This is a genomic window from Geodermatophilus sp. SYSU D00705, assembly GCF_054050135.1.
On sequence record NZ_JBJGYT010000022.1, the window covers coordinates 48,320 to 69,654 of the forward strand.

Sequence of the window (21,335 nt, forward strand, 5' to 3'; positions counted from 1 at the left end):
CCCGCGTCAACGGCTTCCCCTGAGGCCCCCGGCTTCTCCACACTGGCCGCCCACGGGCCGACGGCGCGGACGGCGCTGCCGTCCGCCGGAGGAGGACAGACGATGAGGGCTGACGTCGCACGCTGGCTGACCCGGCGGACCTACCGGGCCGCGGACTTCTCCGCCCCCCGGCTGCTGGAGGCCAAGCGCCGCTCCGGGACGACGACCAGCGTGGTGCTGCCCGCGCTGGACGAGGAGCGGACGGTCGGCGCCATCGTCGAGGTGATCCGGCGGGCCTTCGTCGAGCAGGTGCCCCTGGTCGACGAGCTCGTCGTCGTCGACAGCGGCTCCACCGACCGGACGGCGTCGGTGGCCGCGGCCGCCGGGGCGCGGGTGGTCCACGTCGACGACGTCCTGCCCGAGCACGGGCACGTCCCCGGCAAGGGCGAGGCGCTGTGGAAGTCGCTGTTCGTCACCCGCGGCGACCTGCTGGTGTTCCTGGACTCCGACGTGCAGGGATTCGACCCGCGCTTCGTGCTCGGGCTGCTGGGTCCGCTGCTGACCGATCCCACCGTGGGGTACGTCAAGGGCCTCTACGACCGGCCGCTGGCCACCGACGAGGGCCTGGTCGCCTCCGGCGGCGGCCGCGTCACCGAGCTCACCGCCCGCCCGCTGCTGGGGGCGCTGTGGCCGCACCTGTCGGGGTTCGTCCAACCCCTCTCCGGGGAGTACGCCGGCCGGCGCCGGCTGCTGGAACGGGTCCCGTTCGTCTCCCACTACGGGGTCGAGTTCGGGCTGCTCGTGGACCTCGCCGAGCTCGCCGGGATCGACGCCCTCGCCCAGGTCGACCTCGGCGAGCGGCGGCACCGGAACCAGACCGACGCCGCGCTGGGCCGGATGGCCGGCCAGATCCTGCAGGCCGCCCTGGCCCGCTGCCCGTCGCTGCAGGTGCCGGGCGACCAGCTGGTCCAGTTCGTCCGCTCCGGGGAGGCGGTGGAGCCGGTCGCCTGGGAGGTCGGCGTCCGCGAGCGCCCACCCATGGAGCGCGTCCCGGAGTACCGGGCGCGGCACGGCATCCCGGCGCCGGAGGGCTCCCGGTGAAGGTGCTCATGGACGCCGGGCCGTGGCTGGCGGTGCCCCCGCGCGGCTACGGCGGCCTGGAGAACGTCGTCGCCACGCTCACCACCGAGCTCCGCCGCCGCGGGCACACCGTCGTCCTCGCCACCGTCGGGGAGAGCCGGCAGCCGGCGGACGGGCGCGTCGTCGCCTTCTCCACCGGGCAGTTCCCGCGGCTGGCCGCGCCGTACCCCGACGTCACCGGCCTGGCGCACGCCCACGAGCAGGCCGTGCTGGCCGAGATCCGCCGGCACGCCGCGGCCGGGACGCCGTTCGACCTCGTGCACAGCCACCTCGAGGTCGTCGGCCCGGCGCTCCTGGCCGCGATGGACGACCCGGCGCCGCCGGTCCTGCACACGCTGCACTGGGACCTGCGGCGCAACGCGGACTTCTACGCGTCCTTCGACGGCCGCGGGCGGGTGTTCTTCGCCGGCGTCTCCGACACGCAGATCGCGCGGGGGCCGGCGGCGCTGCGGCGGCAGACCCTCGGGGCGGTCCCGCTGTCGGTGCCCATCCCGGAGGGCGACCCGGTGCCGCGCCGGGACCGCACCGACGCCGTCCTGGTGCTGTCCCGGCTGTGCGAGGCCAAGGGCACCGACGTCGCCGTGCGGGCCTGCCGCGCGGCCGGGCTGCCGCTGGTCCTGGCCGGCCCGGTCGGCGGCCAGCCCGACCGGGCCGCGCTCGACGCCGCGCTCGCCGACCCCGGCAGCCCGGCGCGCACCCACCCCGACGTCCGGTGGTTCCTCGAGCACGTCGACCCGCTGCTCGGCGAGGACGCCCACTGGATCGGGTCGGTCTCCGGCGCGGAGAAGGACGAGCTGCTGCGGCGGTCCCGGGCGGTGCTCTTCCCGATCCGGTGGGACGAGCCCGGGGGCACCGCCGTCTGCGAGGCGCTGGCCGCCGGGACGCCGGTCGTCGCCATGGCGCGGGGGTGCCTGCCCGCCCTGGTCGCCGACGGCGTCACCGGCTTCCTCGCCGGCGACGAGGCGGAGTTCACCGCGGCCCTGCACCGGATCGCCGAGGTCGACCCGGAGGACTGCGCCGCGACGGCCCGCCGGCGCTTCTCCCCCGCCGTCATGGCCGACGGCTACGAGCGGCTCTACGCCGAGGTGGTCCGTCGGGCCGCCGACCGCGCGGTGGGTGCGCTCTCCGGCTGACGCGTCCCCTGGCGAGCAGCCCCTCCCCTGCCCAGGGCGGCGCCGAGGCGGGTCACCGCCGCTGCCTCGGCGTCGTGGATCTCGGCGAGCTGCCGACTCATGCCGGCCAGCACCGCGGCGAGGCGCTCCTCGTCCAGCGGGGGCGCCGCGGCGTGCTCGGCCCGCAGCCGCCACAGCTCCTCGGCGGCCGCCGCCCGCTCCGCGGCGCCCGCGTCGCCCTCGGCGACCGCGCCGGTGACCGTGGCGGTGAGGGTCCGCAGCCGGGCGATCGCCGGGACGTCGTCCGGCAGCGCCGTCTCGGCGAGGGCATGCCACCGGCCGGCGATCTCCCGCCACCGCGGCGCCTCCGCGGCCAGCCCCGGCTCGTCCAGCACGACGGCGGCCTGCTCGAGGCCGTCGGCGAACAGCCCGCGCAGGTGCCCGCCCTCCATCCCGGCCGGCTCGACGCCCTCCCACACGCCGGCCAGTGCCCGCAGCAGCCCGCGCCGGTCGGCGAACACCGTCGGCCACCCCTTCGCAGCCCGGGGGTCGACGAGCAGCCGTGACCACTTCCGCCAGGCGGGCAGCGCGAAGGAGGTCGACGTCCCACCGAGGTGGTCCACGCCGGCCGCCAGCCCGGCGCGCACCGCGGCGCGCAGCCGGTCGGCGGGCACGGCGGTGCCGGCGGAGCGGACGACGAGCATCGTGTTGCGGTAGCTGCCCACCCGGGCCCTGGCCCGGTCCAGGTCCGCGACGGGCACGGTCAGCGGTGCCAGGGTGCGGTCGTCGACGTGCACCCGCCCACCCGACGCGGCGTAGGCGACGACCGGGTGGCCGCCGGCGCCGTCGAGGAACGGCGGCAGGTTCCACCAGCCCAGGTGGTAGCGGTCCGGCCAGACGATCGCCGGATCGCCGTCGGCCAGCGTCGCGGTCAGCGCCCGGGCCGCGCCCGCAGCGCCGCCGGTGCGCGACCAGGCGACGTCCAGCCCCAGCCGGTCGACCGTCGTGGCCAGCCGCCGGTCGAAGTACTGCCAGGAGTGGGTGAACCCGAGGGTGACCACGCGGCCGTGGTCGTGGGCGAACTCCCAGAGGATGTAACCGGCGCCGAGCCCGCCGCCGACGAGGAACAGCAGCGGCTCGGTGAGCGGGCCGTCGGGGCCGGTGACCCCGCGGTGCGCGAGCACGTTGGCCAGTGCCGCGGTGTCCGGGTCGGTGCCACCGCGCAGGGCCCACCCGGCGTCCACGACGGGACCGGTGTCGATGGCGCCTCCGACGACGTGCGCGCGGGCGACGGCGTAGCGCTCGCCGGTCCGGGCCATCCGCGCGCGGACGCGCGCCTTGAGCTGCTTGGCCGTGGTCATGGTCGGACTCTCCCGGCTGCCCCGCGGCGACGGCTCCACGCCCCGTGCGCCGCCGCAGCCGTGGCATCCGATCCGACGGGACGTCCGGGCCGTGCAGCGCCTCGAGGCTCCCTAAGTCCCCTTTGCCCCGCATCGCCGGCCCGCGTGGAGGACCGGTCTGGGGTTGGGCGTGAGGCTCGCCGGGGCACACCCTAGACCCGGCGGCGCCTAGGAGTCGGCCCAGGAGCGGACGACCGCCACGTCCAGCGGGAAGTCCACCGGGAAACCCCCGAACAGCAGCCGGCCCGCCGTCGCCGCGGCACGGTGCACCTCCTCGGCGACGTCGGCGGCCAGGTGCTCCGGCGTGTGGACGACGACCTCGTCGTGCAGGAAGAACGCCAGGTGCGGCCGCTCGCCCGTGGTGCCGCCCAGGCGCCACAGCCGGTTGCGCAGGTCGGCCAGCCAGCACAGGGTCCACTCCGCACCCGTGCCCTGGACGACGAAGTTGCGGGTGAAGCGGCCCCACGCGCGGCGGGCCCGCTCCCGCTCCTCGCGGGAGCCGCCGCCGTCGGGCGGCTCCCCCAGGTCGGCCGGGCGCTCCGCCCAGGCGCCGGTGGGCGGTGGCGACCCGCGGCCGAGCAGCGTGTGCACGACCTCCCCGCGCTCGCCGGCGCGGGCGGCCTCCTCCACCAGGCCGATCGCCCGGGGGTAGCGACGCGCCAGCCGCGGCATCATGCGCCCGCTCTCGCCGCGGGTGCCGCCGTACATCGCCCCGAGCATCCCGACCTTGGCCTCGGCGCGGGTCGCCACGGCACCGCCGGCGACCATGCCCTGGTAGAGGTCGGCGGACCGGGCCGCCTCGGCCATCGCCGTGTCCCCGCTCATGCCCGCCAGCACGCGGGGCTCGAGCTGGGCGACGTCGGCGACGACGAGCAGCCAGCCGTCGTCGGCGACCGCCGCCGGGCGGACCTGGGCTGGCACCGACAGCGCTCCCCCGCCGGTGGACGCCCACCGCCCGGTCACGACCCCGCCGGGCAGGAACCACGACCGGAACCGGCCGTCGCGGACCCAGGTCTCCAGCCAGCTCCAGCCGTTGGCCTGCAGCAGGCGCGACCGCTTCTTGTACTCCAGCAGCGGCGGGACCGCGGGGTGGTCGACCGACTCCAGCGTCCACGACCGGGTGTCGTCCACCGGCAGCCCCGCCGTCTGCAGGGCCCGGAGCACGGCGGCCGGTGAGTCGGGGTTCAGGTCGGGGGCCCGCAGGGCCGCGCGGACCTCCGCCGCCAGCCGCTCCAGCAACGCCGGCCGCTGCCCCGGCGCCGGCCGCGGACCCAGGAGCTCGGTCAGGATCCGCTCGTGCACGTCGGCCCGCCAGGGCAGCCCCGCGGCGGTCATCTCGGCGGCCACCAGGGCCCCGGAGGACTCGGCGGCCAGTAGCAGGTCCAGGCGGCTGCGCTGCGCCGACGCGGCGAGGGCCGCCTGCTGGCGCGCGTCCTCGGCGAGCGGGTCCAGCCGGTCGGCGGGGTCCTCGAGCGGGAAGAGGGCGGGATCGGTGGTGGTGACCGGCTGCAGCGCGTCCCAGCCGCGGGTGTCGGGGCCGGCCAGCAGCGCCGGGTCGACGAACGGCGACCGGCGCAGGACGGCGTGGGTGAGCCGCAGGTCGGTGCAGCGCTCCACCCGGACGCCGGCGTCCAGCAGTGCGGGGTACCAGCGGGTGGTGTCGTCCCAGACCCAGCGGACCGGCGCCGTCTCCCGCTCGCGCACGAAGCGGGCCAGCTCCGCGGCCGGGAACCGGGTGACCGCTCCCGGCGTCCCGTCGCCGGAGAGCTCCCGCGCCTCGATCTCGGCCTCGCCCCGCCGCAGCAGGACGACGCGGTTCACCCGGACAGTGTCGCCGGAGGGTCCGACACGGCGGAGCAGGGCCGGTGCGACAGCATCGCGGCCATGACGACGACCGAGCGCACGACGCCCCCGCTGCAGGCCGACGAGCGCGAGACCCTGGAGGCCTGGCTGGACTTCTACCGGGCCACCCTCGCGCGGAAGTGCGACGGCCTGACCGACGAGCAGCTGCGCACCGCCGCGGTGCCGCCCTCGGGGCTGACACTGCTGGGCCTGGTGCAGCACATGGCCGAGGTCGAGCGGAACTGGTTCCGCCGGGTCCTGCTCGGCGAGCAGCTGCCGCCGATCCACGATCCGCAGGCCGAGCCCACCGGCCACGACGGCGGGTTCGACCTCGCCGAGGGCGCGTCCTTCGCCACCGCGCGGGCGACGTGGGAGGCCGAGGTCGCCCACGCCCGCGCCAACTGCGCCGGCCGCGACCTCGACGCGACGAGCCCGTTCATGGGCGGGCAGGTCACGCTGCGGTGGATCTACACCCACATGGTCGCCGAGTACGCCCGCCACGCGGGCCACGCCGACCTGCTCCGGGAGTGCATCGACGGGGCGACCGGCGTGTGAGCCGGCGGCGGGACCGCGGTCAGGACCCGCCGAGCAGCCGGCGCACGCAGCGGACCGGCCAGCCGGCCACCCGCACCGGCACGCCCACCACGGCGCGCACCGCGCGGCTCCCGAGCCGCAGCAGGTCGGCGTACTCCGCCGGCCGCGGCCCGCCGGCGGTCGCGGGCCGCCCGACAGCCGGGCCGGGAGCCGGTGGGTCCTCGGCCGGCGGCGGGGTCGCCGGCACGATCAGGTCGACCGCCGTGCGGCGGCGCGGCCCCCGCAACGACTCGAACGACGGGATCGCCGGCGCGTCCGGCGACTCCTCCTCGGCGGTTCCCGGCCCCTGCAGCCCGGGAACCGAGCCTCTGGACTCGTCCCCCGGCGACCTGGTCGGCATGGCCCCGACCCTAACCGCGTCCCTCCGACGCCGTCGGCCGGCTCCCGGACGGCTCCGGGCGAGCGGGCCGGCGGGCCAGGACCAGGACCGCGACGGCGGCGGGGAGGACCGGCAGCGCCAGCAGCAGCAGCGCACCGGGCCGCTCGCCGCCGGCCGCGGTCACCGTCCCGGCGAGCAGCGGGGCCAGCAGTCCGGCGCAGCCCCACGCGGTGAACACCCGGCCGTAGACGGTGGGGAACGCGCGGGGACCGACCCGGTCCGCCGTCGCCGCGGGGACCAGCGCGGACACCGCCCCGTAGGCCAGCCCGACGGCGGCCGAGGCGGGCAGCACGGTGGCGGGCGCGGCCGACGTGGCCAGTCCGGCGACGGCGGCGGCGGTGACGGCCAGCGCGGTCGCCAGCGCCGGCAGGCGCCCCACGACGTCCGACCACCACCCGGCGGACAGCCGGCCGGCGAGGTTGCCGGCCGCGAGGAGCGAGACGGCCACGCCGGTGGCCCCCGGGCCGAGGCCACGGGCGGCCGCCAGCGGCGCGGCGGTGGCGAAGAGGACGAGTCCGGGAGCCGCGCCGCCGGCGAAGAGCACCCACAGCGCGACGAGCGCCCCGCCCGGGACCGGCTCCGCCCCGCGCACCCGGCCGCTCCGGGGCACCCGGTCCGCCGGGGCGAGGACGGCGGCGAGCGCGAGCAGCGCGGCCGTCGTCCCGGCCAGGACGGCGAGGCACGTGCGCCACCCCGCGGCGGGCAGCGCCGCCGGCGCCACGAGCCCGAGCAGCACCGGCCCGGCCGCGTAGGCCCCCACCACCACGCCGCTGGCGGTGCCGCGCCGCCGCTCGGGGACGCGGGCGGCCAGCGACACGGCGACGCCGTAGCCCAGCCCGTTGGCCGCCCCGAACAGCAGCCCGACGCCCAGCCACGGCAGCTCCGGCCGCTGCGCCGCGGCGGTCAGCCCCAGCCCGGTGCCGGCCAGGACGGCGGCGGCGGCCAGCAGCGCCCGCGGCCCGTACCGCCGCAGGCCGCGGCCCACCCCCAGCAGGCCGACGGTGAAGACCACGACCGCGGCCGCGAACACCCCGGGCCCGCTGCCGGGCGCCGCGCCGGTGTCGGCGCCCACCTGCGGCGCCACCAGGCTCCAGGCGAACAGCGTCCCCACCGCGAGGTCCGCGAGGACGCCGGCGGTGACCAGGCGGAGCGTCAGGGCAGGCCCGGAGGGTCCGTCGTCGGCTGGGGGTCTGGCCACGGTCCTCCCGGGATGACCTCGAGGCACGAGGCGGCCAGGATGGGCCACCCGGCGCCCCGGCAGCCACCCCCGTCGACGGCGCAGGGACGACTCCCGGTGGAGGCGCCGGCGTGCTTGGCTCCCGGCACGGTCCCCGAGGAGGCCCGATGCCCGTCCAGCTGAACCACACCATCGTCGCGGCCCACGACCGGGACGAGTCGGCGCGCTTCCTGACCGACGTCCTCGGCCTCGCGCCGCCGACCACCTACGGCCCGTTCGCCGTCGTCACCCTGGCCAACGGCGTCTCGCTGGACTTCATGGCGGAGGACCCGGTCATCCCGCGGCACTACGCGTTCCTGGTCACCGAGGAGGAGTTCGACCAGATCCTCGGCCGGATCCGCGCCCGCGGCCTCGAGCACTGGGCCGACCCGTTCGCGTCCCGGCCGGGTGAGATCAACACCAACGACGGCGGCCGCGGCGTCTACTGGCCCGACCCGAACGGCCACGTGCTCGAGGCGATCACCCGCCCGTACGGCGGCTGAGGCACCGCCCGGACACTCGCGGCCGCGCGTCTCGCGGCGCGGCGCACCGCCGGTCGGACGCGCGCTGCGCCGGTCCCGCGGAGCCGGCGGTGCACGAGGACACCGGCAACCAGGCCCCCCCCCCCCCCGATCCCCGGCGACACGCCAGGGCGGCCGTGAGTGACCTCACCGACCCCACCCGCACCTCGCGGCGCGACCAGCGACTTCCCCGCACGGCCCCTCGCTTGTGACCGGCGTTACGGCGACAGTCCACATCACGCGTCGTAGCGTTTTGGCTGCGTTCAGCTAAGAGAACGTGGCACCGGTCCGCCAAACCCTGCCCACCGGCTGCTCACCAGATCCCTCAGGGCAGGGGTGGGGGACCCAACGTTCCCGGCGCGTCCGACGCGCCTCGGGGTGAAGCCGCGCACCGCGGCCGGGCACCGATCGCCCGAACCCGACAGCTCACCTCGCCGGCGGTGATCGGAGACCACACACCCATGGCAAAGCACCGCGCGCCTCGTTACGTCCGCACCAAGAAGGCGCTCTCGAAGGCCCCCGTCGCAGCCGGCGCCACCGTCGTCGGGATGGGCATCCTCAGCACCCCGGCCAACGCCGCCACCACCCACGACTGGACCGGCGTGGCCCAGTGCGAGTCCGGTGGCGACTGGGCCATCAACACCGGCAACGGCTACCACGGCGGCCTGCAGTTCAGCCCGTCGACCTGGGCCGCGTACGGCGGCACCGACTTCGCGCCCCGGGCGGACCTCGCCACCCCCGCCCAGCAGGTCGAGATCGCCGAGCACGTGCTCGCCGGCCAGGGCATCGGCGCCTGGCCGGCCTGCGGCAAGCTGCTGACCGACGGCACCACCGCCGCCGCCACGGCTCCCGCGGCTCCCGCGGCTCCCGCCGCCGCGCCCGCCGCGGCGCCCGCCCCGGAGGGTCCGGCCGCCGACACCGCCGCGCCGTCCGCCGACCACACCGTCCGGCGCGGCGACACCGTGGCCGAGATCGCCGCCGCCCACGGGGAGTCATGGCGGCCGCTCTACGAGCGCAACATCGCGGTCATCGGCGCCGACCCGAACCTGATCTTCCCGGGTCAGGTGCTGCTGACCAGCGGGGCGGCGGCGGCCGCTCCGGCGGCGGCGGCCGCTCCGGCGGTGGCTGCCCCGGCGGCGGCTGCCCCGGCGGCGGCTGCCCCCGTGGACGCCGCGCCGGTGGACGCCGCGCCGGCCAACGTGGCCGCGCCGGCTTCCGCTCCCGACGTGGATCCCGCCCCCGTCGTCACGCCGGAGCCGGCCGCGGCGCCCGCGCCGGAGGTCACCCCGCTGCCCGAGGTCGAGCCGACCCCGGCCGCCGCGGTGATCAGCAACAGCGCCGGCGCCGTCCAGCCCAGCGCGCAGGCCGCCGCCGACGCGCTGGTCACCAACGTGCCCGGCGTCGCCGGCATCACCATCGGCGGGACCCGCGCCAGCGCCGCCGACCCGCACGGCCACCCGTCCGGCCTCGCGCTGGACTACATGGTCGGCTCCGACGCCGCGCTCGGCGACGCGATCGTGGCCTACCACGTCGCCCACTGGGACGAGCTCGGCGTGGAGTACGTGATCTGGCAGCAGCGGATCCTGACCTCGCCGACCGGCGCCTGGAAGGCGATGGCCGACCGTGGCGGCGCGACGGCCAACCACATGGACCACCCGCACGTGAACTACCGGGCCTGACGACCGGCCCGCACCGGGGTTCCCTCCAGCGGCCCCCCACCCGATCCCGGGTGGGGGGCCGCTGCCGTCGCGGCTGCCGCACCCGGTCGTCGTCGGCAGACTGGGAGCGTGACTCCCCCGCCGTCCGACGACCCGGCCGCGCGCGGCGTCGTCCGCCTGTTCAACACCGCCGGCGGGCGCACCCTGTGCCTGGCCGGGGACGTCGACGAGGCGGCCGTCGCCGCCTTCCTGCGCCGCTACGGCCGCGAGCCGGTCCGGGTCGAGGTGATCGACGCCGGCTCGGTGACCGGCCTGTCCGCACCCGCCCTGGAGCTGCTCCTCGACCACCTCGACGCCGCCGAGCGGGCCGGGCGGGCGGTGACCGTACGCCGCTCGCCGCCGGTGGACCGGGCCCTCGCCGCCGCCCGCTGACGGCCCCTCGGGACGGCGGACGTGGGTAGCGTTCCGCCGTGACCGTCGAGACCAACTGGGCCGGCAACCACACCTACCGGGCGCAGCGGCTGCACCGGCCGACGACCCTCGAGCAGGTGCAGGAGATCGTCGCCGCCGCCCCGCGCATCCGGGTGCTCGGCTCGCGGCACTCCTTCACCGGCATCGCCGACTCCGCGGAGCTCCTCTCGCTGGAGGCCGTGCACGCCGCGGGCTCCCCGCTCGCCGGGATCGACGTCGACCTGGCCGCCGGCACGGTCACGCTCGGCGGCGGCGTCCGGTACGGCGAACTCGCCGACGTGCTGCGCGACGCCGGTGCCGCGCTGCACAACACGGCGTCCCTCCCGCACATCTCCGTGGCCGGGGCGGTCGCCACGGCCACCCACGGCTCCGGCGTGACCAACGGCAACCTGGCCACCGCCGTCGCGGCGCTGGAGCTGGTCACCTCCGACGGCGAGCTCGTCCGCGCCGCCCGCGGCGACGCGGACTTCGACGGGATGGTGGTCGGGCTCGGCGCCCTCGGCGCGGTCACCGCCCTCACCCTCGACGTCGAGCCCGCGTTCGAGGTGGAGCAGCGGGTGTTCGAGGGGCTGTCGTGGGACGCCCTCGCCGAGCACTTCGACGAGGTCGTCGCGTCCGGCTACAGCGTCAGCCTCTTCACCCTGTGGGGCGAGGACGTCGAGATGGTGTGGGTCAAGTCCCGCACCGATGGGACCCCTGCCCCCGAGGGCGACCTCTTCGGCGCCGTCCCGGCCACCGTCGACCGCAACCCGGTCCCTGGCCTGGACCCCACCCCGTGCACCCCGCAGCTCGGCCGGCGCGGGCTCTGGTCGGACCGCCTGCCGCACTTCCGCATGGGCTTCACCCCGAGCGTCGGCGACGAGATCCAGTCGGAGTACCTGCTCCCCGTCCGCTGGGCCCTCGACGCGATCACCGCGATCCGCGGCCTCGGGGCGCGCCTCCGGCCACTGCTGCTCACCTGCGAGATCCGCACCGTCGCTGCCGACCGGTTGTGGCTGAGCGGCTCGTACGGCGGGGACGCCGTCGCGTTCCACTTCACCTGGCGGCGGGACCCGGCCGGCGTCGACGCCGTGGTGGCCGACCTCGAGCGGGTGCTCGCGCCGTTCTCCGCCCGGCCGCACTGGGGGAAGGTCTTCGCCGCCGGTGCGGCCGAGATCGCCCCGCTGTACGAGCGGCACGCCGACTTCGTGGACCTCGTCGCACGCATGGACCCGCGGGGCGCGTTCGGCAACGACTGGCTGGAGGAGAAGGTGCTGGGCCGCTGACCGCTCCCCCGGCGACCTCGGACCCTGGTGGACGACGGTCGGCGCGGCGATCCTCGCAGGCCACGGGGACGACCGGCACGGGGAGTTCGGGGTGCTCGGCATGACGCGGACCGCGCCCACGGCGACCGTGCCGGCCTCGACGTGGCGGACCCGCGGCGCGTACTGGTGGCTGCTGCTCAGCGCCCTGGCCGTCGCCGTGTTCGCCCCGCTGCCCTACCTGACCGCCCCGCTCACCGACCTCGACGGCCTGGAGGTGGCGGCCAACCACGCCGACCGCTCGGTGCCGGTCCGGCTGGCCTTCTACCTGCACGTCGGCGCCGGCGGCCTCGCGCTGCTGCTGTCGCCGCTGCAGTTCGCCGCCCGCCTGCGGCGGCGCGCCCCGCGGGTCCACCGGGCCGTCGGACGCGTCACCGTCACGGCGATCGCGGTGGCCGGGCCGGCCGGCTTCGTCCTCGCGCCGCTCAGCCTCGCCGGACCGGTCGGGACCGCCGGGTTCGGCCTGCTGGCGCTGCTGTGGCTGGCCTGCGCCGCCACGGCGTTCCGGGCCATCCGCCGCGGGGACGTCGCCGCGCACCGGCGCTGGATGGTGCGCACCTTCGCCCTCACCTACGCCGCGGTCACGCTCCGGCTGTGGCTGGCCGTGCTCATCGCCGGGCAGACCGCCCTGGCCGGGGTGGACGCCGCCGTCGCCTTCCACCGCGCGTACCTCCTGGTGCCGTTCCTGTCCTGGGTGCCCAACCTGCTCGTCGCGGAGCGGTACCTGGCCCGGCACACCGCCGCGGGTGATACGCCGGTGCCCCTCCGTTAGGTTCCACTCCCAGCAGGCCCCCACCGCACCCGTCTCGGGTGGCGCGGTGGCGGGAGTACCAGGTGAGGGAGAAGGTGGGTCGTGGCCGCCATTGATGCCGTGCTGGACGAGGCAGGACTGAAGAACGCCCGCGTGCGCGAGTTCGTGCACCGGTACGCGGAGCTGACCGGCGCCGAGCGGATCGAGGTGGTGAACGCCTCCGACGACGCCCGACTCATCCAGGAGTCGCTGGACGCCGGGGAGCTGCTCCCCGCGGGCGAGGGTCGCTACTACTCGCGCAGCCACCCGAAGGACACCGCCCGCTCCGAGGAGCGCACCGTCGTCGCCACCAACGACCCGGCCGACGCCGGCGTCTACAACAACTGGCGCCCGGCCTCGGAGATGCGGCCGCTGCTCGAGGAGCGGATGCGGGGGGCGTCGGCGGGCAAGACCATGTACGTCGTCCCCTACCTGATGGCGCCGCCCGGCTCGCCGCTGGAGCCCTACGCCGCCGGGGTCGAGCTGACCGACACCCGCACGGTCGTGCTGCACATGATCCGCATGGCGCGCGTCGGGGTCGACCACGTCAACGACCTCGCCGACCAGGACAGCTTCGTGCGCGCGGTGCACGTCACCGGCGACCTGGAGAACCTGGGCCACGGCACCGAGGACGACCAGCGCTACTTCGTCACCGTCGCCGACGAGCGGACGATCCTGCACTACGGGTCCTCCTACGGCGGCAACGCGCTGCTCGGCAAGATCGCGCACGGCCTGCGGCAGGCGGCCTACGACGGCTGGGCCTCGGGTGAGTTCCTCGCCGAGCAGTTCATGCTGCTGGGCATCACCGACAAGCAGACCGGCCGCACGTACCACATCTGCGGCGGCTTCCCGAGCGCCTCGGGCAAGACCAACCTGGCGATGATGCTGGCGCCCGACGCCCTGGGCGACCGCTACCACGTGTCGTTCTACGGCGACGACATCGCCTGGCTGCGCGTGGACCCCGAGGACGGCCGCGTCTACGGCATCAACCCCGAGTTCGGCGTCTTCGGCGTCGCCAAGGACACCAACGAGAAGACCAACCCCACCGCCGTCGACTCGATCGCCGAGGGCACCGGGACGATCTTCACCAACGTCGCCTACAACGAGTCCACCGGCGAGGTGTGGTGGGAGGGCAAGACCCCCCAGCCGCCGGCGGACCCGACCGGCTGGCGGGACTGGGCCGGCCAGCTGGTCTCGGAGCGGCCGGCGGACGCCAAGGACGCCCCCTGGGCGCACCCGAACAGCCGGTTCACCACGACCCTCGCCAACGTGCCGAACGTGGCGGAGGACTTCGAGAACCCCAAGGGCGTGCCGATCGACGGCATCATCTTCGGCGGCCGCACCCGCGACCGGGAGCCGCTGATCCGCGCGATCACCGACCTCGCCGAGGGCGTCTACGACGGCCTGACCCTCGGCGCGGAGGCCACCTTCGCCGCCGAGGGCACCGAGGGCGTCCTGCGCTACGACCCGATGTCGATGCGCCCGTTCATGTCCTACCCCGAGGGCCCCTACGCCGCGCACTGGCTGAAGGTCATCGGCGCCGCCACCGACCAGCCGATCTTCGCCCACGTGAACTGGTTCCAGCGGGGCGAGGACGGCCGGTTCCTGTGGCCGGGCTACCGGGACAACCTGCGCCCGCTGCTGTGGCTCATGCGGCTGCGCGACGGTGAGGTCACCGGCACGCAGACGCCGGTCGGGATCGTGCCGACGAAGGAGGAGCTGGAGCTCGAGGGCGTCGACATCACCCCGGCCGACCTCGACACGATCCTCACCATCGACACCGCCCGGTGGCGGCAGGAGATGGCGCACCGCGAGGAGCACCTGTCGGCGTTCCCGGGGCTGCCGGAGGAGATCTGGGAGGCCCACCGCCGCGTCGCGGCCGCCCTCGACGCGGAGGACTGAGCGCACCCTCTGAGAACGCAGCGACGCCCCGCCAGGTCTCCTGGCGGGGCGTCGCCGTCCGCGGGGTGGGTCAGGCGCCGGCCGGCTCCGCCGGCGGGACCACCGGGGTGCCGTGGGTGTGGAAGGTGTCGATGGTCTTGAGACCCCAGGCCTGGCCCTTGGCCCGCTCGGCCTCGGTCCAGTCGACCGGCTGCCAGTCGGGGGCGAGCATCACCCGGGCGCCGGCGTTGCACAGCTCGATCCGGTTGCCGCCGGGCTCCCAGACGTAGAGGAAGAACGTCTGCTGGATGGCGTGCTTGTGCGGGCCGGTCTCGATGTGCACGCCCTGCTCCAGGGCGAGGTCGGCGGCGCGCAGGATGCCGTCGCGGGTGTCGACGGCGAAGGCGACGTGGTGCAGCCGGCCGGGGGTCTGCGTCCAGTCCCGGGTGTAGACCGCGTCGTAGGTCTTGTTGGTGAAGGTGGTCCAGCTGCCGGCGACCGTGCCGTCGTCCAGCACGATCTGCTCGGTGACCAGCGCGCCCAGCGTGTCGCGGAGGAAGTCCCGGTTGACCACCGGCTCGACGCCCAGGTAGTTGATGTGGTCCAGGCGCCGGACCGCCACCCCGTGCGACGGGAGGGCCTGGGCCTGGTTCTTCAGCGCCGGCTTGAGCTCGTCCGGCGCCCGGTACCACTCGGTCTCGTAGTACAGGCCGAGCTCGTGGCCGTCGGGGTCGGTGAACACGTAGGTCGGCCCGTAGCCGGGGTCGCCGTCCTGCCAGCCGATCCCCCGGCCGGTGGCCTCGATCTCCGCCACCCGCCGCTGCAGGGCCTCGGGGCCGGCCGCGCGCAGGTTGGTCCGGCCCACGCCGGCGTCCCGGTGCGCGGTGAGCTTGATGGTGGTCGTCTCGTAGTCGTCCCAGGCGCGGAGGAACACCGAGTCCCCCTCCTCGCCGGTCCGGGTCAGCCCCAGGTAGTCGGTGAAGAACTCGACGCTCTGCTCGAGCACCGGGGTCCTGAGCTCGACGTGGGCGAGGTGGGCGATCTCGTGCAGCGGGGGCATGACGTCTCCAGTCGACGGTCCGGGGGGCGACGGGGAGCCGGCCGGCACGGGTCCGGTGGCTGCGCCGCACACCGAGTCTCGGAGAGGGCCGGCGATCAGTCCAACACCGTGATGTGGCCCCAGCGATCGCCGGTCGCGATGGACGGCGGGGGTCCGGACGACCGGGCCGGGGTGACCGCGGTGGTCACCCCGGCCCGGGTCGCGCGGACGGTCGCTCAGCGGCCGCGGGCCTCCAGGGCGGCGTCGAGCCGCGGGTAGACCCGCCGGACGTTGCCCTCGAAGACCTTCGTGCGGTCCTCCGGCGTCAGGTCCAGCGCCTCGACGTACCGGCGGGTGTCGTCGAAGTACCGACCGGTGCGCGGGTCGATCCCGCGGACGGCGCCGACCATCTCGGAGCCGAACAGGATGTTGTCGATGTCGATCACGTCGAACAGCAGGTCGATGCCCGGCTGGTGGTACACACAGGTGTCGAAGAAGACGTTCCCCATCACCGCCTCCTCGACCGCCGGCCGCTTCAGCATGTCGGCCAGCCCGCGGAAACGGCCCCAGTGGTAGGGCACCGCGCCACCGCCGTGCGGGATGACGAACCGCAGGTCCGGGAAGTCGGTGAACAGGTCGGCCTGGACGAACTGCATGAACGCCGTGGTGTCCGCGTTGAGGTAGTGCGACCCGGTGGCGTGGAAGTTCTCGTTGGTCACCGCCGAGACGTGCACCATCGCCGGCACGTCCAGCTCGACCATCGCCTCGTAGAACGGGTACCAGCTGCGGTCGGTCAGCGGCGCCGACGTCCAGTTCCCGCCGCTGGGGTCGGGGTTGAGGTTGCAGCCGACGAAGCCGAGCTCCTCGACGCAGCGGCGCAGCTCGGCCACCGACCGCTCGATCGGCACGCCGGGCGACTGGGGCAGCTGGCAGACCCCGATGAAGGAGTCCGGGTACAGCTCCACGACCCGGGCGATGAGGTTGTTGTTGACCTGCGTCCAGCGGGTGCTCACGGCCTCGTCGCCGACGTGGTGGCCCATCGCCGAGGCGCGCGGGGAGAAGACGGTCAGGTCGATGCCGCGCTCGGTCATCAGCCGCAGCTGGCTGCCCTCGATGGTCTCGCGGATCAGGTCGTCGGGGACGTCCGGGTAGGCCGGGGGCTCCTGGCCGGCGTCGAACGCCGCCCGCTGCTGCTCGCGCCAGGCGGTGTGCGGCTCCGGTGCGGTCGTGTAGTGGCCGTGGCAGTCGATGATCATGCAGTGTCTCCTCGCGTGGTGGTCCGGTGTCCGGCGGCCGCGCCGGTCAGCTGTCCTGGCGGTCCCGCAGCTCGACGAGCAGGTCGCGGGCCGCGGCGGCGATCCGCGGGGGCACGCCGAGCTCGGTGAGCTGGTCGGCGGCGGCGGTCATCTCGTCGGCGCGGCGCCGCGCGTGCCGGTGGGTTCCGTCGACCAGCCGGTCGATGGTCCGCTCGTCGAAGCCGGTCAGCTCGGCGCTGATGTCGTCCCGCAGCCAGTCGGCGCAGCCGGCGGCCTCGGCGGCCGCCAGCGCCTCGACCACCGCGGCGGCCAGCCCCTTGTAGAAGACGCTGCGCAGCAGCTTGCGGGAGATCGCCTCCCCCGCGGGGCCGGGCTGGATCGTGACCTCGACGCCGAAGCAGGCGAGGACCTCGGCGTAGCGGGCCGCACCCTCACCCGAGACCAGCATCGGGGTGCGCAGCCCCTTGCCGGGCACCGGCGACATCAGCGCCACGTCGACGACCGGCACCCCCGGCCGGCCAGCTGCTCGACCAGGGCGGCCTTCACCCCGGGCGAGGCGGTGTTCAGGTCGGCCCACACGGTGCCGGGACGCAGCGCCGGCAGCGCGTTGACCAGCGCGGTCACCGCGTCGTGCGAGCTGTTGGCGCTGAGCACCAGGTCGGCGTCGGCGACCGCCTCGGCCTCGCTGCCGCGGGGCTGCACACCCTCGACCACGATGCGCTTGGGGTCGTACCCGCGGACGTCGGCGCCGGCCGCGACCAGGTCGCGGCCGATCTCCGACCCGGCCTCACCGAGCCCGAGCAGGGCGATGCGGGCGGTCACGCGGCGCCCTCCGCGGCCCGCGGGAACGCCGTCCCGTCGAACAGCTTGCGGGCGGTCCGCACCACGCCCGAGCGCAGCACCCGGGGCGGGGTGGCCGAGGCGTCGACGACGACGTCCACCAGCAGGTGGCCGGTGGGGTGCTCGACGTCGACCTGCGACCGGCCCTCGGGCCAGGCCGCCGTGAGCTCGTGCCCCACGGCGCCGGGCAGCAGCATCCCGGTCACCACGCTCACCGCGGCGAGGACGCCGATCGAGGTGTGCGGCTGCACCGGGATGAACGACCGGGTGCTCACCTGCCCGCCGTCCCGGGCGGGCGCGAGCAGCACGGTCTTGGGCACCGACGAGCGGGTGACGTCCCCGAGGCCCATGAGCTGGCCGGCCTTGGTGCGCAGGGCGTCGACCCGCTCGAGCAGCGCCGCGTCGGCGGCCAGCTGCTCGTGCGGCTCGTACCCGGTGAGCCCGAGGGACCCGGCCGTCGCGACGACCACCGGCATGCCGTTGTCGACGCAGGTGACCTCGACGCCGTCGATCGTGTCCCGCAGGTGGCCGGTGGGCAGCAGGCTGCCGGTCGCCGAGCCCTCGGTGTCGCTGAAGGCGAGCAGCACGGGAGCGGCCGTGCCGGGCACGCCGGCGATGGCCACGTCGCCGCGGTACTCGACCCGGCCGCCCGGCGTCGGGAACGTGGCGACGGCGATGCTGTCGGAGTTGACCATCCGGATGCGGACGGTGGTCTCCTCGGCGCCGGCGGGCACCAGGCCGCGCTCCACCGCGAACGGCCCGACGCCGGCCAGGATGTTGCCGCAGTTCTGCTGGTCGCCGACGGTGGCCTCGTCCACGCCGAGCTGCAGGAACAGGTAGTCGACGTCGGCATCCGGGTGGGCCGACGGGCCGACGACGGCGACCTTGCTGGTCAGCGAGGTCGCGCCGCCCAGACCGTCGATCTGCCGCGGGTCGGGGGTGCCCATGAGCCGCAGCAGCAGGTCGTCGCGGGCCGCGGGGTCGGCGGGCAGGTCGCCGGCCTCGAGGTACAGGCCGCGGGACGTGCCGCCGCGCAGCAGCGTGCAGCGGACGCCGGTGGCGTCGTAGCCGGGGGTGTCACTCACCGCCGGCGCCCTTCGCGTACTCCTCGTAGGTGACGTACTCGATGCCGAACTCGGGCAGCCGCTCGCGCAGGCCGTACCGGTCGAGTCCCAGCTCGCCCTGCTGGAAGGCGGCGCGGGTGGCGGCCTCCTTGTCCAGCCGGGCCTGCGAGGCGGTCAGCGCCCGGCCGACGTCGGCCCGGGGCACCACCATCACGCCGTCGTCGTCGCCGAGGACGACGTCACCGGGGTGGATCGTCTGCCCGCCGAGGGCGACGGGCACGTTGACGGCACCGGCGGTCGCCTTGACCGACCCCTGCGCGCTCACCGCCCGGGACCACGCCGGGAAGCCCATCTCGCGCAGCTCGGCGACGTCGCGGACGCCGCTGGCCAGGACCACGCCCCGGACGCCCCGCTGGGCCAGCGACGTGGCGAACAGCTCCCCGAACAGCCCGTCGGTGGACGGCGAGTTGGTGGCGACCACCAGCACGTCGCCGGGCCGGCACTGCTCGACCGCGACGTGGATCATCAGGTTGTCCCCGGGCCAGCACACGGCGGTGACGGCGGTGCCGCCCATCCGTGCGCCCGGCCACGCGGGCCGGTACTCGGGGCCGAGGTAGCCGACCCGGCCCAGCGCCTCGTGCACGGTGGCCACGCCGCGGGTGCCGAGGGTCTCGGCCTCGCCGACGTCGGCGCGGGGCGGGTCGGTGACGACGACGGTCCTCATGCCGCCACCGCCTGGCGAACGGCGTGCGCTGCGGGGTTCTGGGACACGGGCATCTCCTCGGAGGTGGTGGGTCAGTCGGCGGTGGGTCGGGCGAGGGCGGCGACGACGCTCTCGAAGTGGCTGCGCGCCGCCGCCTCGGCCGCCCGGGGATCGCGGGCCACGATGGCCTCGACGACCCGCCGCAGCTCGGTGAGGGACTGCTGCGCGCGGCCGGGCCGCAGGGACAGCTGGAACTGGTGGCGCACGATCTGGGCCTGCAACCGCTCGATCATCCGGCCGGCGGTGGCCTGCCGCGCGGTGGCGCGGATGACCGAGTGCAGCTCGGCGACGAGCGCGGAGTACTCGAGCAGGTCGCCGTCGGCCACGGCCCGCTGCATGCGGTCGCACTGGCCGCGCAGCCGCTCGGCGTCGGCCGCGGTGACCCGTTCGGCGGCTTTGGCGGCCAGCAGGCCCTCGAGGACCAGGCGGCACTCGGTGATCTCGACGGCCTCGGCGACGGAGACGGTGCGCACCCGGGCGCCGCGGTTCGGGATGCGCTCGACCAGCCCCTCGGCGATCAGCACGTCGAGCGCCAGGCGGACGGCGTTGCGGCTCACGCCGAAGGCCTCGGCGAGGTCGGCCTCGACCAGCCGGTGCCCCGGGGGCATGTCGCCGCGGGTGATCGCCGCGCGCAGGCGGTTCTCGGGAGCCTCGCGGCCCTGCGATCCGACGTCCACGGCGACCTCCCTCGTGCGCTCCTCGACACCCTATCGTTCTGTCGGCAGGATTGTCGACAATCCTGCTGACAGACGGACGGGCGGCACACTGTCCCCACGAGCACCCGGCGAGCGGAGACGGCCATGGACCTGCGGCAGCTGGAGTACGTGGTGGCCGTCGCCGAGGAGCGCAGCTTCACCCGGGCCGCCGCGCGCTGCCACGTCGTCCAGTCCGCCCTGAGCGCGCAGGTGGCGCGGCTCGAGCGGGAGCTCGGCGTCACGCTGTTCCACCGCACCAGCCGCTCGGTCCGGCTGGCCCCGGCTGGGGAGCTGCTCCTCCCCCACGCCCGGGCCCTGCTCCGGGGCGCCGAGGTGGCGCGGGCCGTGCTCGACGAGTTCTCCGGGGTGGTCACCGGGCGGCTGCGGCTGGGCATGGTCGGCACCGCCGGCCGCGGCGTGCCGGTGCTCGAGCAGGCCCTGCTCGCCTTCCACCAGCGGCACCCCGCCGTGGAGATCGCCGTGCAGGACTCCGGCAGCCGGCACATGGCCGAGCAGGTCCGCACCGGGGACCTCGACCTCGCGTTCGTCGGCCTGGCCGCCGACCAGGTGCCCCCGGGGGTCGTGCACCACCTGCTCGCCGACGAGCCGCTCGTGGCCGTCGTCCCCCGCACCCACGCCCTGGCCGCAGCCGGCCACACCTCGCCGGCCGCGCTCGCCGCGGCCGGACAGTTCGTGGAGATGCGCGCGGAGTCGGGGCTGCGGCTGCAGGTCGACGCGGCGTTCGAGCGGGCGGGGGTCGAGCGGACCGTCGCCTTCGAGCTGGGCAGCTCCGACGCCGTCGTCCGGTTCGCCGGCCTCGGGTTCGGCGCCGCCCTGGTGCCCGCCTCGGCGGCCGAGGGGGTCGCCGACGTCGCCGTCCTGACCGTCGGCGACCCCGCCGCCCGGCACCCGATCGGCCTCGTGCACCGCGCCCCGGAGCCCTCGACGCCGAGCGCCCGCGCCTTCCTGGCCCTCCTGCGGGACGGCGCGGAGGGAGGCATCGGCGCGGCCCGGGCCGGGTAGGGGCGCTGCGCCCACACCCCACAGGGAGGAGCACGACATGGACGTCGGAGGACTCGGCGACAAGGCGAAGCAGGCCCTCGACAGCGAGAAGGGCGAGAAGGTCAGCGACCAGGGGCTGGACAAGGCCGAGCAGTTCGCCGACGACAGGACCGGCGGCAAGTTCGACGCCCAGTCGGACAAGGTCGGCGACATGGCCGACGAGCGGATCGGCCAGCAGGACGCCGGCGGCGCCTGACGTCCACGGCGGTGGGGGGGGGGGGCCCCCCCCCCCCCCCACCCACCCCCGGCTGGTTCCCCACCACCACCCACCCCCCCCCCCCCCCCGCCGCCCCCGCCCCCAGGCGGCCCCCGGGCCCCCGGGGCGGGGCCGC

Annotated in this window: 22 protein-coding genes and 1 riboswitch; of the genes, 11 read left to right on the forward strand and 11 right to left on the reverse strand. The window is 76.1% G+C overall.

The genetic code is table 11. The features are described from left to right. Positions 1-102: 102 nt before the first annotated feature. Positions 103-1,080: a glucosyl-3-phosphoglycerate synthase gene (locus ACI78Q_RS16675; protein WP_456924532.1), complete on the forward strand. Its 978-nt coding sequence runs from the start codon at positions 103-105 to the stop codon at positions 1,078-1,080. Continuing rightward, positions 1,077-2,252, forward strand: coding sequence for a glycosyltransferase (locus tag ACI78Q_RS16680; protein ID WP_456924533.1), 1,176 nt, complete (start codon positions 1,077-1,079; stop codon positions 2,250-2,252). The genes ACI78Q_RS16675 and ACI78Q_RS16680 overlap by 4 nt, the downstream gene beginning before the upstream one ends. On the opposite strand, the gene ACI78Q_RS16685 is transcribed toward ACI78Q_RS16680, so the two are convergent. Both ACI78Q_RS16685 and ACI78Q_RS16690 read right to left on the reverse strand, forming a co-directional pair. After that, positions 2,195-3,592: a BtrH N-terminal domain-containing protein gene (locus ACI78Q_RS16685; RefSeq protein ID WP_456924534.1), complete on the reverse strand. Its 1,398-nt coding sequence runs from the start codon at positions 3,590-3,592 to the stop codon at positions 2,195-2,197. The genes ACI78Q_RS16680 and ACI78Q_RS16685 overlap by 58 nt on opposite strands. Before the next feature lie 207 nt (positions 3,593-3,799). Beyond that, positions 3,800-5,452 (reverse strand): bifunctional 3'-5' exonuclease/DNA polymerase, encoded by a 1,653-nt coding sequence (locus tag ACI78Q_RS16690; RefSeq protein ID WP_456924535.1) that lies wholly within the window; start codon positions 5,450-5,452, stop codon positions 3,800-3,802. 63 nt (positions 5,453-5,515) lie between these two features. On the opposite strand from ACI78Q_RS16690, the gene ACI78Q_RS16695 reads away from it, so the two are divergent. Then, a complete protein-coding gene (locus tag ACI78Q_RS16695) occupies positions 5,516-6,028 on the forward strand; it encodes a DinB family protein (protein WP_456924536.1) in 513 nt (170 codons plus the stop codon). Positions 6,029-6,047: 19 nt separating this feature from the next. Here ACI78Q_RS16695 and ACI78Q_RS16700 read toward each other — a convergent pair whose 3' ends face one another. Together ACI78Q_RS16700 and ACI78Q_RS16705 are read right to left on the reverse strand one after the other, a co-directional pair. Then, positions 6,048-6,407: a hypothetical protein gene (locus ACI78Q_RS16700; RefSeq protein WP_456924537.1), complete on the reverse strand. Its 360-nt coding sequence runs from the start codon at positions 6,405-6,407 to the stop codon at positions 6,048-6,050. Between the two features lie 10 nt (positions 6,408-6,417). After that, entirely contained in the window at positions 6,418-7,644 is a 1,227-nt protein-coding gene (locus ACI78Q_RS16705; RefSeq protein ID WP_456924538.1) for an MFS transporter, read from the reverse strand. A gap of 146 nt (positions 7,645-7,790) precedes the next feature. Between ACI78Q_RS16705 and ACI78Q_RS16710 the strand changes: the two genes are divergently transcribed. From ACI78Q_RS16710 to ACI78Q_RS16735, 6 genes are all read left to right on the forward strand, one after another. Then, positions 7,791-8,165 carry a VOC family protein gene (locus tag ACI78Q_RS16710; RefSeq protein WP_456924539.1) on the forward strand — a complete coding sequence of 125 codons (375 nt, stop codon included), beginning with the start codon at positions 7,791-7,793 and terminating at the stop codon, positions 8,163-8,165. A 322-nt stretch (positions 8,166-8,487) separates the two neighbouring features. After that, a riboswitch (cyclic di-AMP (ydaO/yuaA leader) is annotated at positions 8,488-8,638 on the forward strand. 6 nt (positions 8,639-8,644) lie between these two features. Then, positions 8,645-9,862: a LysM peptidoglycan-binding domain-containing protein gene (locus ACI78Q_RS16715; protein ID WP_456924540.1), complete on the forward strand. Its 1,218-nt coding sequence runs from the start codon at positions 8,645-8,647 to the stop codon at positions 9,860-9,862. Between the two features lie 108 nt (positions 9,863-9,970). Beyond that, positions 9,971-10,273 (forward strand): hypothetical protein, encoded by a 303-nt coding sequence (locus ACI78Q_RS16720; protein WP_456924541.1) that lies wholly within the window; start codon positions 9,971-9,973, stop codon positions 10,271-10,273. Positions 10,274-10,311: 38 nt separating this feature from the next. After that, entirely contained in the window at positions 10,312-11,577 is a 1,266-nt protein-coding gene (locus ACI78Q_RS16725; protein WP_456924542.1) for an FAD-binding protein, read from the forward strand. Positions 11,578-11,677: 100 nt separating this feature from the next. Beyond that, positions 11,678-12,385, forward strand: coding sequence for a DUF2306 domain-containing protein (locus tag ACI78Q_RS16730; RefSeq protein ID WP_456924543.1), 708 nt, complete (start codon positions 11,678-11,680; stop codon positions 12,383-12,385). An 81-nt stretch (positions 12,386-12,466) separates the two neighbouring features. Continuing rightward, the gene (locus tag ACI78Q_RS16735; RefSeq protein WP_456924544.1) at positions 12,467-14,305 is read left to right on the forward strand and encodes a phosphoenolpyruvate carboxykinase (GTP); all 1,839 of its coding nucleotides are present in this window, start codon (positions 12,467-12,469) and stop codon (positions 14,303-14,305) included. Between the two features lie 70 nt (positions 14,306-14,375). Here ACI78Q_RS16735 and ACI78Q_RS16740 read toward each other — a convergent pair whose 3' ends face one another. The 7 genes from ACI78Q_RS16740 to ACI78Q_RS16770 form a co-directional block, all read right to left on the reverse strand. Further along, positions 14,376-15,344: a VOC family protein gene (locus ACI78Q_RS16740; protein WP_456924545.1), complete on the reverse strand. Its 969-nt coding sequence runs from the start codon at positions 15,342-15,344 to the stop codon at positions 14,376-14,378. 215 nt (positions 15,345-15,559) lie between these two features. Further along, complete coding sequence (locus ACI78Q_RS16745) at positions 15,560-16,579, reverse strand: amidohydrolase family protein (RefSeq protein WP_456924546.1); 1,020 nt, start codon at positions 16,577-16,579, stop codon at positions 15,560-15,562. Positions 16,580-16,625: 46 nt separating this feature from the next. Beyond that, positions 16,626-17,087, reverse strand: coding sequence for a DUF1932 domain-containing protein (locus ACI78Q_RS16750; protein ID WP_456924547.1), 462 nt, complete (start codon positions 17,085-17,087; stop codon positions 16,626-16,628). Further along, the gene (locus ACI78Q_RS16755; protein WP_456924548.1) at positions 17,063-17,401 is read right to left on the reverse strand and encodes an NAD(P)-binding domain-containing protein; all 339 of its coding nucleotides are present in this window, start codon (positions 17,399-17,401) and stop codon (positions 17,063-17,065) included. Before ACI78Q_RS16755 ends, ACI78Q_RS16750 begins: the two co-directional genes overlap by 25 nt. Further along, positions 17,398-18,504, reverse strand: coding sequence for a 4-oxalomesaconate tautomerase (locus ACI78Q_RS16760; RefSeq protein WP_456924549.1), 1,107 nt, complete (start codon positions 18,502-18,504; stop codon positions 17,398-17,400). The genes ACI78Q_RS16755 and ACI78Q_RS16760 overlap by 4 nt, the downstream gene beginning before the upstream one ends. After that, the gene (locus tag ACI78Q_RS16765; RefSeq protein WP_456924550.1) at positions 18,497-19,207 is read right to left on the reverse strand and encodes a 4-carboxy-4-hydroxy-2-oxoadipate aldolase/oxaloacetate decarboxylase; all 711 of its coding nucleotides are present in this window, start codon (positions 19,205-19,207) and stop codon (positions 18,497-18,499) included. Before ACI78Q_RS16765 ends, ACI78Q_RS16760 begins: the two co-directional genes overlap by 8 nt. A 71-nt stretch (positions 19,208-19,278) precedes the next feature. After that, positions 19,279-19,923 (reverse strand): GntR family transcriptional regulator, encoded by a 645-nt coding sequence (locus tag ACI78Q_RS16770; RefSeq protein WP_456924551.1) that lies wholly within the window; start codon positions 19,921-19,923, stop codon positions 19,279-19,281. 123 nt (positions 19,924-20,046) lie between these two features. Here ACI78Q_RS16770 and ACI78Q_RS16775 point away from each other — a divergent pair, with 123 nt between their 5' ends. Next, a complete protein-coding gene (locus ACI78Q_RS16775) occupies positions 20,047-20,964 on the forward strand; it encodes a LysR family transcriptional regulator (RefSeq protein ID WP_456924552.1) in 918 nt (305 codons plus the stop codon). A gap of 37 nt (positions 20,965-21,001) precedes the next feature. Further along, a complete protein-coding gene (locus tag ACI78Q_RS16780) occupies positions 21,002-21,199 on the forward strand; it encodes an antitoxin (protein WP_456924553.1) in 198 nt (65 codons plus the stop codon). The last annotated feature ends 136 nt before the right edge of the window (positions 21,200-21,335 follow it).

What these genes read in the sequence shown, in the direction of transcription:
- ACI78Q_RS16780 (WP_456924553.1), top strand. Translation starts at nt 21,002, where the DNA reads ATGGACGTCGGAGGACTCGGCGACAAGGCGAAGCAGGCCCTCGACAGC.
- ACI78Q_RS16715 (WP_456924540.1), top strand. Translation starts at nt 8,645, where the DNA reads ATGGCAAAGCACCGCGCGCCTCGTTACGTCCGCACCAAGAAGGCGCTC.
- ACI78Q_RS16740 (WP_456924545.1), bottom strand. Translation starts at nt 15,344, where the DNA reads ATGCCCCCGCTGCACGAGATCGCCCACCTCGCCCACGTCGAGCTCAGG.
- ACI78Q_RS16730 (WP_456924543.1), top strand. Translation starts at nt 11,678, where the DNA reads ATGACGCGGACCGCGCCCACGGCGACCGTGCCGGCCTCGACGTGGCGG.
- ACI78Q_RS16700 (WP_456924537.1), bottom strand. Translation starts at nt 6,407, where the DNA reads ATGCCGACCAGGTCGCCGGGGGACGAGTCCAGAGGCTCGGTTCCCGGG.
- ACI78Q_RS16745 (WP_456924546.1), bottom strand. Translation starts at nt 16,579, where the DNA reads ATGATCATCGACTGCCACGGCCACTACACGACCGCACCGGAGCCGCAC.
- ACI78Q_RS16675 (WP_456924532.1), top strand. Translation starts at nt 103, where the DNA reads ATGAGGGCTGACGTCGCACGCTGGCTGACCCGGCGGACCTACCGGGCC.
- ACI78Q_RS16765 (WP_456924550.1), bottom strand. Translation starts at nt 19,207, where the DNA reads ATGAGGACCGTCGTCGTCACCGACCCGCCCCGCGCCGACGTCGGCGAG.
- ACI78Q_RS16710 (WP_456924539.1), top strand. Translation starts at nt 7,791, where the DNA reads ATGCCCGTCCAGCTGAACCACACCATCGTCGCGGCCCACGACCGGGAC.
- ACI78Q_RS16775 (WP_456924552.1), top strand. Translation starts at nt 20,047, where the DNA reads ATGGACCTGCGGCAGCTGGAGTACGTGGTGGCCGTCGCCGAGGAGCGC.
- ACI78Q_RS16695 (WP_456924536.1), top strand. Translation starts at nt 5,516, where the DNA reads ATGACGACGACCGAGCGCACGACGCCCCCGCTGCAGGCCGACGAGCGC.
- ACI78Q_RS16685 (WP_456924534.1), bottom strand. Translation starts at nt 3,592, where the DNA reads ATGACCACGGCCAAGCAGCTCAAGGCGCGCGTCCGCGCGCGGATGGCC.